The sequence below is a fragment of the Vibrio sp. 2096 genome (assembly GCF_033339595.1).
Classification (GTDB): domain Bacteria; phylum Pseudomonadota; class Gammaproteobacteria; order Enterobacterales; family Vibrionaceae; genus Vibrio; species Vibrio alginolyticus.
The window spans coordinates 218917-231062 of record NZ_JAWOUX010000004.1 but is presented as its reverse complement, the minus strand read 5'-3'; the positions used below and the strand labels follow the sequence as shown (position 1 = coordinate 231062).

Annotated in this window: 13 protein-coding genes; 6 read left to right on the top strand and 7 right to left on the bottom strand. The window is 44.3% G+C overall.

Annotated features, from left to right (window positions below):
* Positions 1–57: 57 nt before the first annotated feature.
* Positions 58–975, top strand: coding sequence for a 1,4-dihydroxy-2-naphthoate polyprenyltransferase (locus tag R7Q41_RS09825; RefSeq protein WP_005397953.1), 918 nt, complete (start codon positions 58–60; stop codon positions 973–975).
* Between the two features lie 76 nt (positions 976–1051).
* Positions 1052–1558 carry a ribonuclease E activity regulator RraA gene (gene rraA / locus R7Q41_RS09820; RefSeq protein ID WP_005397954.1) on the top strand — a complete coding sequence of 169 codons (507 nt, stop codon included), beginning with the start codon at positions 1052–1054 and terminating at the stop codon, positions 1556–1558.
* 135 nt (positions 1559–1693) lie between these two features.
* On the opposite strand, the gene zapB is transcribed toward rraA, so the two are convergent.
* Complete coding sequence (gene zapB / locus R7Q41_RS09815) at positions 1694–1936, bottom strand: cell division protein ZapB (protein WP_005379536.1); 243 nt, start codon at positions 1934–1936, stop codon at positions 1694–1696.
* A 348-nt stretch (positions 1937–2284) separates the two neighbouring features.
* On the opposite strand from zapB, the gene glpX reads away from it, so the two are divergent.
* The 3 genes from glpX (at position 2285) to R7Q41_RS09800 (ending at position 4968) form a co-directional block, all read left to right on the top strand.
* Positions 2285–3292, top strand: a complete 1008-nt coding sequence (gene glpX / locus R7Q41_RS09810; RefSeq protein ID WP_258645135.1) for a class II fructose-bisphosphatase — start codon at positions 2285–2287, stop codon at positions 3290–3292.
* A 544-nt stretch (positions 3293–3836) separates the two neighbouring features.
* The gene (locus R7Q41_RS09805; protein ID WP_053809483.1) at positions 3837–4457 is read left to right on the top strand and encodes a helix-turn-helix transcriptional regulator; all 621 of its coding nucleotides are present in this window, start codon (positions 3837–3839) and stop codon (positions 4455–4457) included.
* Between the two features lie 160 nt (positions 4458–4617).
* A complete protein-coding gene (locus tag R7Q41_RS09800; RefSeq protein WP_085342723.1) occupies positions 4618–4968 on the top strand; it encodes a DUF3135 domain-containing protein in 351 nt (116 codons plus the stop codon).
* Here the strand turns inward: R7Q41_RS09800 and R7Q41_RS09795 are convergent.
* The 3 genes from R7Q41_RS09795 to R7Q41_RS09785 form a co-directional block, all read right to left on the bottom strand.
* The gene (locus tag R7Q41_RS09795) at positions 4962–5228 is read right to left on the bottom strand and encodes a GIY-YIG nuclease family protein (protein WP_374099327.1); all 267 of its coding nucleotides are present in this window, start codon (positions 5226–5228) and stop codon (positions 4962–4964) included. The genes R7Q41_RS09800 and R7Q41_RS09795 overlap by 7 nt on opposite strands.
* Positions 5229–5625: 397 nt before the next feature.
* Entirely contained in the window at positions 5626–6048 is a 423-nt protein-coding gene (locus R7Q41_RS09790; RefSeq protein WP_012841178.1) for a DUF805 domain-containing protein, read from the bottom strand.
* Positions 6049–6264: 216 nt separating this feature from the next.
* Positions 6265–6612, bottom strand: coding sequence for a 5-carboxymethyl-2-hydroxymuconate Delta-isomerase (locus tag R7Q41_RS09785; RefSeq protein WP_005397960.1), 348 nt, complete (start codon positions 6610–6612; stop codon positions 6265–6267).
* 269 nt (positions 6613–6881) lie between these two features.
* On the opposite strand from R7Q41_RS09785, the gene tpiA reads away from it, so the two are divergent.
* Positions 6882–7652, top strand: a complete 771-nt coding sequence (gene tpiA / locus R7Q41_RS09780; RefSeq protein WP_005384863.1) for a triose-phosphate isomerase — start codon at positions 6882–6884, stop codon at positions 7650–7652.
* Between the two features lie 100 nt (positions 7653–7752).
* Here tpiA and galU read toward each other — a convergent pair whose 3' ends face one another.
* The 3 genes from galU to R7Q41_RS09765 form a co-directional block, all read right to left on the bottom strand.
* Complete coding sequence (gene galU / locus R7Q41_RS09775) at positions 7753–8631, bottom strand: UTP--glucose-1-phosphate uridylyltransferase GalU (RefSeq protein ID WP_005397961.1); 879 nt, start codon at positions 8629–8631, stop codon at positions 7753–7755.
* Between the two features lie 68 nt (positions 8632–8699).
* Complete coding sequence (locus R7Q41_RS09770) at positions 8700–9866, bottom strand: nucleotide sugar dehydrogenase (protein ID WP_258645136.1); 1167 nt, start codon at positions 9864–9866, stop codon at positions 8700–8702.
* A gap of 97 nt (positions 9867–9963) precedes the next feature.
* On the bottom strand, positions 9964–12063 hold the full coding sequence (locus tag R7Q41_RS09765; RefSeq protein WP_258645138.1) for a YjbH domain-containing protein: 2100 nt from the start codon (positions 12061–12063) through the stop codon (positions 9964–9966).
* Positions 12064–12146 lie beyond the last annotated feature (83 nt).

The window sequence follows — 12146 nt, the reverse complement described above, 5'->3', positions numbered from 1 at the left end:
GCGTATCTGCCTCTTTGTGCTTATACTGGGCACATTGGTTACTAGCACGAAATTTCCATGAAACAATCTCTACAGATCTGGCTTGAAGCCGCTCGCCCAAAAACACTACCTCTGGCGTTAGTCTCTATCTTAACGGGTAGCGTGCTCGCCTACTCGGCGGGTCATTTTTCACTGACAATTGCCATCATGGCTTTCGTAACCGCGACGTTGCTGCAAATTCTGTCCAACCTGGCAAACGACTACGGCGATGCCGTTCAAGGTACAGATAACGACAAACGCCTTGGCCCATTACGAGCGATGCAGTCTGGCGCGGTAAGTGCGAAACAAATGAAACAGGCGATTATCTTTAACATCGTTCTGACCGCCATTTCTGGCTTAGTGTTAGTTTTCTATTCACTAAGCTCACTAGAAAGCATTGTCACTTTTATCGGGCTGGGAATTTTGGCCATTCTCGCAGCCATTGCTTATACCATGGGTAGCAAACCATACGGTTACGTGGGGCTTGGCGATATTTCAGTTTTCTTGTTTTTTGGTCTACTCGGCGTATCCGGTACCTATTTCTTGCATACTGGTCACGTAGACACCACGCTATTCTTACCTGCTTTAGGCTGCGGTTTACTTGCCGTTGCAGTACTCAATATCAACAATATGCGTGATATTGAGAACGACCGAGAGTGTGGTAAACGCACGGTCGCAGTGCGTTTGGGTCAACGCAAAGCCAAGCAGTACCACTTTGTTTTACTTGGCGGTGCTATTCTTGCCTTTGCGGCTTACTTGTTAATTCAAGACAAACCCGTTTGGATTAGCTTGCCCTTTTTACTTAGTATTTATTTCGTGGCCGATCATGGTAAAGCGGTTTGGCATACACAAAAGCCCGCACAGATAGCACCAATGATGCCAGTCATCGTGAAATGCTCTTTAGTCACCAACGTTTTGTTTGCAACAATTGTGGTAGCTCAAACTCTAGTAAGTTAAAAAAGGATTGTCATTGCATTGACTTAATGCCTAGATATACTCAAAGACAACCAATTTCTGTTTAGAAAGGTACGCTATGGAATACAATACCTCAGCACTCTGTGATATCTACCTCGATCAGGTAGATGTGGTTGAACCAATGTTCAGTAATTTTGGCGGTCGCGCTTCATTTGCCGGGCAAATCACCACCATCAAGTGTTTTGAAGATAATTCGTTGATCCGCGAGACATTAGAGCAAGATGGACTTGGTCGCGTTTTGTTAATTGACGGTGGCGGTTCCCTACGTAAAGCCCTTATCGATGCAGAAATCGCAACTATTGCGGAAGAAAACGAGTGGGAAGGCATTGTCGTTTACGGCTGTGTTCGTGAAGTAGATGAACTTGAAGATATGAACTTAGGCATTCAAGCCCTCGCTTCTATTCCTGTTGGAGCGACCAGCCAGGGTATCGGCGAATTAGATGTACCAGTCAACTTTGGCGGCGTCAGCTTCTTACCTGAAGATTATATTTATGCTGATAGCACTGGGATCATCCTGTCGCCTGAGCCATTGAATATTGATTTAGAGTTGGATGAAGAAGAATAACGAGTCTTAGGTACCTAAGTTATAGGACCTTCTCTTGGCTATCAGAATCGAGCTTGTCCTAACGATTTTCAACTTGCCCAAAACACAAACACCCGCTTAACGCGGGTGTTTTTAATTTGGAATGAAGAAGCCGAATTATTCCACTTCGTCCATTTTGCCAAGTAGTGCACGAATGCGCTCTTGCCATTGCGCGTGCTCTTGTTGTGCTTGCTGTGCTTTTTGCTCTAGCTCTTCACGTTGAGAGCGAAGCTCGTTCGCTTCTTCCGCAAGTTTTGCTTTATCTTCTTTCAGCTCTTCGACTTCCATCTGAAGAAGAGTGATTGTGTCAACTGCAGTTTGAATTTTAGATTCTAGTTGTTCTAGTACTTCAAAAGACATCTTGGCCTACCTATGTTATTCCGTTGGGACGATGTGCGAGATTGATGCACACCTAACCTATATAAGGTTCATTCTACTCAGCGTCGCGATGAGAAACACTCACTATATTCGATATTTCGCATCATTCGGTCAAAAAATCGGCGCAATCTCACTAAACGCTGACTTTTCTTATCGCCGAAGCATTTTTGAGCAAGGATTTTGCCTCCCGCCACGCTGAAAATCGCCCTAAGTATTGATCAAATTCAAGTTAGATAAAGTAAAAGCTCCGCAAAAAGGCAAACGTTTACCCTACGTTGTGATAGAATCGCCGCGCAAATTCTTCTTCCCTCTTGCTTACTTGGAGACATCATGAAACGCGATTTAGCAATGGCATTTTCCCGTGTGACTGAAGGTGCAGCTTTGGCTGGTTACAAATGGCTTGGCCGTGGCGATAAAAATGCAGCCGATGGCGCAGCTGTTGAAGTTATGCGCACCCTACTGAACAAAACAGATATCAGTGGTGAAATTGTCATTGGTGAGGGTGAAATCGATGATGCGCCAATGCTATACATTGGTGAGCAAGTGGGTATTGGTGGTGATGAAGTAGATATTGCAGTCGACCCGATTGAAGGGACGCGTATGACGGCAATGGGGCAATCAAACGCACTAGCCGTACTTGCCGCAGGTGAGAAAGGCAGCTTTCTTAAAGCGCCAGATATGTACATGGAAAAACTGGTTGTTGGCCCTGGTGCAAAAGGCGTGATTGACTTAGAAAAGCCGTTAAAAGAGAACCTAGAGAACGTAGCAAAAGCCCTGAACAAACCACTTGATACCTTAGTCGTTATTACCCTTGCGAAACCTCGCCACGATGACGTTATTGCAGAAATGCAAGCAATGGGCGTACGTGTCTTTGCGGTGCCTGATGGTGACGTGGCTGCCTCTATTCTGACTTGTATGCCAGACAGTGAAGTGGACATGATGTACTGTATTGGCGGCGCGCCAGAAGGGGTCGTATCAGCCGCGGTGATTCGAGCGCTAGACGGTGACATACACGGTCGTCTACTTCCTCGTCATGAAGTAAAAGGCGATACTGAAGAAAACCGCATTTACGGCGCAGACGAACTAAAACGCTGCGATGAAATGGGTGTAAAAGCGAATGTTGTCCTCAAAATGGAAGACATGGCACGCAGCGACAACGTGGTATTCTCAGCAACAGGCATTACTAAAGGTGACTTGCTGGAAGGCATCTCTCGCCAAGGCAATATCGCAACCACAGAAACGCTGCTCGTGCGTGGTCGATGCCGTACTATTCGTCGCATTAAGTCGACTCACTACCTAGATCGTAAAGATCCAGAAGTGCGTGATATTATTCTTTAAGCATTGTGTGAGGCTCTCGCTCAATCTGAGTGTGAGCCTTTCTTTCCGCACAACCAAGCAATAGATTCTGAAGCACACTCGTTTCTCGCTGTTCAGAATGACGGTGACTTTAATAAGCTCTAAATCAAAAGAACTCGTCATTCTAGCGAGACTCAGAAATCTAGTAACAGCAAACTCCTATTCTTTCCTGCTCGCCTTAACCACTGCACAATCGGACGATAGATCCTGAATCACGCTCCTCCCTCGTTGTTCAGAATGACGGCTACCATTGCAAGCTCTAAATCAAAAGCTTTCGTCATTCTAGCGAGCTCAAGCGAGACTAAGAATCTAGTAACAGCAGATTCCTATTCTTTCCCACTCACCTTAACCACTGCACAACCGGACGATAGATTCTGAAGCACACTCGTTTCTCGCTGTTCAGAGTGGCGATATATATTGGTTCGCATGAACATAGACCCAACAGATCCCCACTCAAACTAAGTCAACACTTTTCTTTACTAACCCTATCGCGCATAATATGTACTGACGTATAAATGGTGGGTATATGAAGACCGTAGATAGGATATTGCAAATCGTTAAGCGTGATGGTTCCGTCACTGCAAAACAACTCTCTTCTGAGCTGGGTATGACAACTATGGGGGCACGTCAGCACCTTCAGAGTTTAGAAGATGATGGCATCCTGTCTATTCATGACGTCAAAGTCAAAGTGGGTCGCCCCGCTCGCCATTGGTCTCTCACTCAAAAAGGTCATGAGCAATTTGCTGACCGTCACGGTGAGTTGACCATTCAGTTTATAGAGGCTGTCGAACACATTTTTGGCAAAGATGGACTGGACAAAGTCACATCGGAAAGAGAAAAACTCACGTTACAAAGTTATCGTCAGCACCTTGAGCAATGCAACTCTCTGCAAAGCAAACTAGAAACTCTTGTGACACTCAGAGAACAAGAAGGCTATATGGCCGAGCTTGAGCAAGATGAGAACGGATTTATCTTGATCGAAAATCACTGCCCGATTTGTAAAGCCGCAACTCGCTGCCCAAGCTTGTGCCAATCAGAATTAAGTGTCTTTCAGTCTTTACTTGGACGTGACACCAAAGTAGAGCGTACCGAACACATCATTAGCGGCCAAAGACGCTGCGTTTACCGCATCCAACAACTGCAGTAACCACCACAACCCAACATCGACATGTCGCACTTATTCAATCTCAAGCTTGAAAGCTTCTCTTATAAGTGAGACGGCTGAAGAATTCATCCTCTCACCTCTTTCTAGTGGTATAGGCTTTTAGTAACTAAAGGCAATTTCCATAAGGATTTGGAGAGCATCAATGTCTACTCTACGTCACTACTCTTCTCAAACGCTTCCGCCATTCGATGAAATGGTTCGAATGGCTGAGCGAGACCCAGAAGCTTTTGAGCAATTTCGTCATGAAATGGCAAAAGAGATGATCGAAAGCGCATCAGAAAACATGCAAGAAAGACTGTGGGCTCAGCAAAGCCACATCGATAGGGTCATCAGCACGTGTAAAAACCCTCATCACACCAATGTGGTATTGATGAACGAATTACAAAAACAGGTCGTGAAGTTCAGAGCGGCGCTACAAGGGGAAACGGCACCGACTCAAAAAGCGGATGTGGTTAGCTTAGAGGCATTTAAAGGTAGGGATGATTTTTACTGATACTCTGTAGATAGATCGAGAAAGTTAGGGGTCGTTTCTCTTACCAAGGCTAACTTCCACTCACGCTTCCACTGCTTGAGCTGCTTTTCTCGGGTTATGGCAGTTGCCATATCTTCGAATAACTCAAAGTAAACGAGCTTATGAACGTTGTATTTCTTAGTAAATCCCTCAACTACTCCGTTTTTATGCTGCCATATTCTTTGAGGCAGCTGACTGGTAACACCAATGTAAAGAACGGCGTTGTTGTTTGACGTTAGGATATAAACGCAAGGTGTCCTATCGATGATTCATTCTCCTTCATGATTCGCTGTTACTTTTCCATTGTAATTCACTCGCTTTCAAACTCGGAGCGCTCTGTGCGTAGATTCTGAATCACGCTCGTACCTCGTTGTTCAGAATGACGGGTACAATAGCAAGCTCTAGATCAAAAAAGCTAGTCATTCTAGCGAAACCCAGCGAGACTAAGAATCAAGTAACAGCAAACTCCTATTCTTTCCCACTCACCTTAGCTACTGCTCAAGCGGACGATAGATTCTGAATCACGCTCGTACCTCGTTGTTCAGAATGACGGGTACAATAGCAAGCTCTAGATCAAAAGAGCTCGTCATTCTAGCGAGACTAAGAATCTACTTTCAGCGAGCACGTTACTTAAAGCCATTACTCCGGCTCAGGGCCATATTGGTTTGGCCCTGATGTCCCCTTTAAGAAGCCACATTCAATTAGAATCCATAAACCACAAATCAGAGAAATGGATGCAACGAACATTTGCGGTGTCGACGGCTCTTGTGCAACAGGGCTAGTCATTGGCGTAGCGATTCGTCCGATAATCAGCGGAATATTCAGTGCTAGCCAATAGATTGATTTGTTGCGGTCATGCCAACGCTTGGTGGTGATCGCCAAATCAGGGATTAACAAAATCACCAAGAAAATAGGGAGAAGTAAATAGGAGAAAGTAGGAAATAGCTTACTGATTCCAGCACCAAAACCTAGAATAGAGACATAGTAAATGACGTTCCAAATCCAGTAGGTTTTACGGTTTATACGTCCTTGAAAAGAAAACAGTAACTCTTTAGTCGACATCAAATTTTACCCCAAAATAGAAAGGTTATAGATTAGCCGAGTCGATATGGTTTGGAAAGTACACCTGCAGTGTAAGCGCCAACAGCGCCGTTACAACAAGCAGAGCGAGGCTAAGCTGAAGCAACGACAAACACTCGATAAGGCCTATTAGCTTTCAGTTTCCTTGTACCTCACGATGCGTAACCTGCTTGCTACTCTCAAGAAACTCGATTCAACCTAATTCACTACCTTCTGGAAGCTGTCTACATCCATGTCTCGGATGTTGACCGTTAAGCTGTGCACGTGACTGGCTTGCTCTTGAAGTGTCGCCATCAAGGCTCGTGACAGTTCTCTCTTCTGCTCTTGGGAACGGCCAGATAGCAAATCAAAGTTTATATGGATAAAGTCGAGGCTATCGCCCTCTTCCCCAATTAACCAATTGTGGCACCGGAGCGTTCTAGATTTCACTGACGCGAGCTCAAAAAGACCACTCTCTAACGCCGTTTTATGTAAATCCTCCAGCAACCCCTGAACATTGACACGTTCTTCAACCGAGTTTGAATACTCTAAAACGAGATTTGGCATTTTGATTCCTTTCTACAACAATTAATTCCAGCGCGTAGTAATACCAATCTCAGCATCAATTTCCGAGGAATGAACTATCATTCTGTCTACGTGATCACCAATCGATTGCTTTTGACAAAAATAACAGGATCGCTGCTTGGTCGAATCAGTAAAGAAAGCCGGACAAGACATGACGCCAATCATGATCTGTTCACATTATTCTGTTATATTCCTACGTAGATTTTTTACATTAATTGACTATTTACATTAAAGATAAGGGAGATATTCCTATGCGTCGTCCTGTAGTGATGGGTAACTGGAAACTAAACGGCAGCAAAGCAATGGTAACTGAGCTGCTAACTGGTCTTAACGCTGAGCTTGAAGGCGTTGAAGGTGTTGACGTAGCAGTCGCTCCACCAGCACTTTACATCGACCTAGCAGAGCGCGTAATCGCTGAAGGCGGTAACAAGATCATCCTAGGTGCTCAAAACACTGACCTAAACAACAGCGGTGCGTTCACTGGCGATATGTCTCCAGAAATGCTGAAAGATTTCGGTGCTACTCACATCATCATCGGTCACTCAGAGCGTCGTGAATACCACAACGAATCTGACGAGTTTATCGCTAAGAAATTCAACTTCCTAAAAGAAAACGGCCTAACTCCTGTTTTCTGTATCGGTGAATCTGAAGCGCAAAACGAAGCTGGCGAAACTGAAGCAGTATGTGCACGTCAAATCAACGCAGTTATCGACACTTACGGTGTTGAAGCTCTAAACGGCGCAATCATCGCTTACGAACCAATCTGGGCTATCGGTACTGGTAAAGCAGCAACCGCTGAAGATGCACAACGCATCCACGCTTCTATCCGCGCACTTATCGCTGCGAAAGACGAAGCAGTTGCAGCACAAGTAATCATCCAATACGGTGGCTCTGTTAAGCCAGAAAACGCTGAAGCTTACTTCTCACAACCAGACATCGACGGTGCTCTAGTTGGCGGCGCTTCTCTAGACGCGAAAAGCTTCGCAGCAATCGCTAAAGCAGCGGCAAAAGCAAAAGCTTAATCTCGTTTTTACTCAGAGTCGAAATAACAAAGGGATGCATCATGCATCCCTTTTTGTTTGCGTGTTATCCACTCGGAGTACACCGATAGGAAGTTCTGAATTATGCTGGCTCGGCAATTTTCACGGTTGGTTTTTTCGCGAGCTCCGCACTGGAATCCTTCTTATAAAGGTTCTCGTAGCAGTAATTTGTTGCTTCAATATAGCCTTCTACACTACCGCAATCAAAGCGCTGACCTTTAAATTTGTATGCCAAAACACAACCAGATTGAGCTTGTTGCATCAGCGCATCGGTGATTTGAATCTCGCCACCTTTGCCCGGCTCTGTATTTTCAATCAGTTCAAAGATATCAGGTGTCAGAATGTAGCGACCAATAATCGCTAGATTGCTAGGTGCAGTGCCTGGCTCTGGCTTTTCAACCATGTTATCAATGCGGAAGATATCATCTTTGATCATCTCGCCAGCAATCACACCGTATTTATGCGTTTCTGATTCCGGCACTTCTTGCACCGCAACGATTGAACAGCGGAACTGTTTGTACAGCTCAACCATTTGCGCTAGAACGCCTTTGTCTTCATTCACACAAAGGTCATCCGCGAGCACTACAGCAAACGGTTCATCACCGACCAGTTCACGTCCCGTAAGAATAGCGTGACCTAAGCCTTTCATTTCACGCTGACGGATGTAAGTGTAACTCGCAGAATCAATCAAAGAACGAATATCATCAAGCAGCGCTTCTTTACTTGTACCGCTAATTTGATGCTCTAGCTCGTAGTTTTTATCAAAGTGATCCATCAGGGAGTGTTTGCCACGACCTGTAACAATACACATTCCATCCATGCCCGCTTCAATGGCTTCTTCAACACCGTATTCAATCAATGGCTTGTTCACCACTGGCATCATTTCTTTCGGCATCGACTTAGTTGCAGGAAGGAAACGTGTACCGTAACCCGCCGCAGGGAATAAACATTTTTTAATCATAACCATTACCAACTAAAAAAAGGCTCCTCTGAGGGAGCCTGTTATATTACTTTGAATATAAATACGAATTAATCGCTACCAAACAGATCACGGGTGTAGACTTTATCAGCAACATCAGCAAGTTCCTCAACCATGCGGTTAGAAACAATAACATTAGACATTTGTTTGAACTCTTCAATATCGCGGATAACGGCAGAGTGGAAGAACTCATCTTCCTTAAGTACTGGCTCATACACCACGACTTCGATACCTTTTGCCTTAATACGCTTCATAATGCCTTGAATAGACGAAGCGCGGAAATTGTCTGAGCCAGCCTTCATAATTAAGCGGTAAATACCCACAACTTTTGGTTCTCGCTTGAGAATAGACTCTGCGACAAAATCTTTACGAGTGCGGTTTGCATCAACAATCGCTCCGATAATGTTATTTGGAACATCCTGATAGTTTGCTAACAGTTGCTTTGTATCTTTCGGTAAGCAGTACCCGCCGTAACCGAATGACGGGTTGTTGTAGTGATTGCCAATACGAGGATCTAAGCCTACACCTTCAATAATCTGGCGCGCATCAAGGTTATGTGCTTCAGCATAAGAATCCAGTTCATTGAAGTAAGCCACGCGCATCGCAAGGTACGTGTTTGAGAACAACTTAACCGCTTCTGCTTCTGTAGAGTCAGTAAACAGAACCGAGATGTCTTCTTTTACTGCGCCTTCAACTAAAAGGTTAGCGAACTTCTCTGCACGTTCGCTGCGCTCACCAACGATGATGCGAGACGGGTGGAGGTTATCGTAAAGTGCTTTACCTTCACGAAGAAACTCTGGAGAGAACATAACATTCTGACAACCGAGTTCTTCTTTAATACGCGCAGTGTAACCCACAGGTACAGTCGACTTAATCACCATAACCGCATCTGGATTAATTGCCATCACATCTTTAATCACCGCTTCAACTGAAGAGGTGTTAAAGTAGTTCGTTTGAGGGTCATAATCCGTTGGTGTTGCAATAACAACAAACTCTGCATCTTTGTAAGCCAGCTCTTTATCTAGCGTCGCGACAAAGTTGAGCTCTTTGTTTGCAAGAAAATGTTCTATTTCCGCATCAACAATTGGAGACTTATTATCATTCAACAAGTCCACTTTTTCCTGGATAATGTCAACCGCCACAACCTCATGGTTTTGCGACAATAACATGGCATTGGACAAACCGACGTAGCCCGTGCCTGCTACAGCAATTTTCATTTTTATTTCCTATTATTTAACTGACGCTAGAATATCAAAACACCGACACTCTCGGTAGAGTGCGGTGATTGACTAAAAGCCTAACTAGCAACACAACTTAATTCAATTGAGTACCCAAGTAACGCAAATAAGCGTTGCGGATGCGCAGCTTGTTCTGCTCAAAGTACTCTTGACCATAACGGCCTCGGTTAAAGTAGCGACGAAGCATACTATTATCCATTACGAGTTCATCACCCTGGCCTGCCGCCAAATAGTTCGTATCGTTGCCAACCCGTGTCGTAACGTTGAAATCATAAGCCTCGTTACCACGAACCTGCATCACTCCCGGCGACATATCACGCCATGGCGTTAATGGTAGCTTGACTGAAACAGCCACAAACTGCTCTTCGTCTGTATCGTTAAACCTTGTCACCTGATAACTTGCCGATACTTCTATGTCCTCAAACCAATGTGATGTCGTGAATTTTGCGCCGACATCCCCCTTCCAAAACTCTCCAGCAGTTGCGTTAAACTGCCAATCCCACTCAGGCATAGAGTATGTATAACGAGTTAAAAAGGTTTGGCGGTCTGGGTTCGCATAGCCATTTTTGTCTTTTTCGTCTTGATGTTGGAAATAGCTCACCTCTAGTCCCAACTCATGGTTGCCCGATTGAGAGAACCAAGCTGATTCGCTGCGCGCACCGATATAATCCGATTTAACCAAGCCTAGGGAAACTTGGTTAGCTATATCGACATATGGTAAACGGAAGAACTGATGTACCATTGCACGATCAATCTCGTTCTCGTATGCGCTATCTTCGAAATACCCACCCTCTTCAAAATCGTCACTTTCTGCTAAAGGTAAAATATGACGAACATCTATTGCCGCGCCAGACCATAGGTAGGTGTATAAGTTGCTGGACATGGCAAAAGAGTAATCATACACACCGTACTCGGTTGCTACGCCATGCCTTACCATAGGGGAAAATACGATCTGCGAATCTAAAGTGCCGGAATTGACTCGTTCCGTTTTCCAATCAACCATGTCTAATCTTTCCGACAAGTCGCGCGTGATAAACTGAATGTCATCACAAGATGCGCTACCATTGACAAAACTTTGATAACAGTTTGAGTTAGACAAAACGCTGACCACTGGTTTTTGGTTGGCAAGCATCACAAGTTCAAATTGATCCGATGCAGCGCCAATATCTTGCGCTGCATTTTGACCAAAATGACTCGATACAATCCCCAGAGCTACACCTAATCCATCTGCTTGATTATGGTTGTATCGACGGTTTTCAAGCGAGACTACAACCGACTTATTTAATGTACCAATTTGAATATTAACAAAGCCTTCATTACGCAACGTATTTATCAAAGCAGATATTGATGCGTTATTGGCTTTACCTTGCTCTAGAGCTAGCCTTTCCATCAGCGACCCATTGCCACGCGCATAATCTCGAGAGCGGGTGTAATTAGTAATAAGTGGAACAGATAAAGCGGCATTCCAAATGGCCTGATCATCCGTATCATGATCAGAATAGACTTGATAGCTCAACGAGGCGGTCATATCGTATGGAAGAAGAGACTCCGGCGTAAAGAATTTAACCGACGAGTTAAACTCGGCAGAATCGTACTCACCCGTAAATTGAACAAAATCAAAGGGCTGGTATTCAATACTACCGAATGCCCCGTCTAATGCCCCTAATACATTATCGGATTTACCATAGCCTATAGATAAACGTAAAGGGATATCCTCTAAAGTATAATCAGCCACTCCATAGTATGCGTCAAAGTAACTCAACTCACCGCCGAAATCTTCCACACCAACTGCAATATTAAAGTTATCAGTAGACCAGTAGTTGGGAATTTGATATTTAAAAGACATCGAAAGATCGCGTATTCCACAACCATCTACAAAGCAATTAGCACTATAGTTTGTTGTGATGATTCGTCCATGAGCCTCCAATCCCTCAAGTAATCCCAAAGAAAAATTAAGAGAGTCAGAAGCTTGAACTACACCTTCGGCGGGCAGTCCTTGTGCAAAGGTAAACCTAAATAGCCCATACTCCAATGTCTGTGCATTAGGTGTGTAAATAACACCAGTAAAACTTTGATTTGAAGGTAAATCTTGCAGATTAGATAGATCAGCAAAGGCAATTGCAGAAAGAGGCAGCGAACATGCTACCGTCCCTAGTATTTTTATTTTTTTGTCCATTTTTATTAAGCTTGATCGTAATAGTTGGAAGAAGGTCGTCAGTCAAAAACACCTTTTTGATTGGTCGCCATCAATTTATCAAA

Excerpts from the sequence above, each read along its gene's own strand:
- R7Q41_RS09825 (WP_005397953.1), top strand. The coding sequence starts at position 58 with ATGAAACAATCTCTACAGATCTGGCTTGAAGCCGCTCGCCCAAAAACA.
- rraA (WP_005397954.1), top strand. The coding sequence starts at position 1,052 with ATGGAATACAATACCTCAGCACTCTGTGATATCTACCTCGATCAGGTA.
- zapB (WP_005379536.1), bottom strand. The coding sequence starts at position 1,936 with ATGTCTTTTGAAGTACTAGAACAACTAGAATCTAAAATTCAAACTGCA.
- glpX (WP_258645135.1), top strand. The coding sequence starts at position 2,285 with ATGAAACGCGATTTAGCAATGGCATTTTCCCGTGTGACTGAAGGTGCA.
- R7Q41_RS09805 (WP_053809483.1), top strand. The coding sequence starts at position 3,837 with ATGAAGACCGTAGATAGGATATTGCAAATCGTTAAGCGTGATGGTTCC.
- R7Q41_RS09800 (WP_085342723.1), top strand. The coding sequence starts at position 4,618 with ATGTCTACTCTACGTCACTACTCTTCTCAAACGCTTCCGCCATTCGAT.
- R7Q41_RS09790 (WP_012841178.1), bottom strand. The coding sequence starts at position 6,048 with ATGTCGACTAAAGAGTTACTGTTTTCTTTTCAAGGACGTATAAACCGT.
- R7Q41_RS09785 (WP_005397960.1), bottom strand. The coding sequence starts at position 6,612 with ATGCCAAATCTCGTTTTAGAGTATTCAAACTCGGTTGAAGAACGTGTC.
- tpiA (WP_005384863.1), top strand. The coding sequence starts at position 6,882 with ATGCGTCGTCCTGTAGTGATGGGTAACTGGAAACTAAACGGCAGCAAA.
- galU (WP_005397961.1), bottom strand. The coding sequence starts at position 8,631 with ATGATTAAAAAATGTTTATTCCCTGCGGCGGGTTACGGTACACGTTTC.
- R7Q41_RS09770 (WP_258645136.1), bottom strand. The coding sequence starts at position 9,866 with ATGAAAATTGCTGTAGCAGGCACGGGCTACGTCGGTTTGTCCAATGCC.
- R7Q41_RS09765 (WP_258645138.1), bottom strand. The coding sequence starts at position 12,063 with ATGGACAAAAAAATAAAAATACTAGGGACGGTAGCATGTTCGCTGCCT.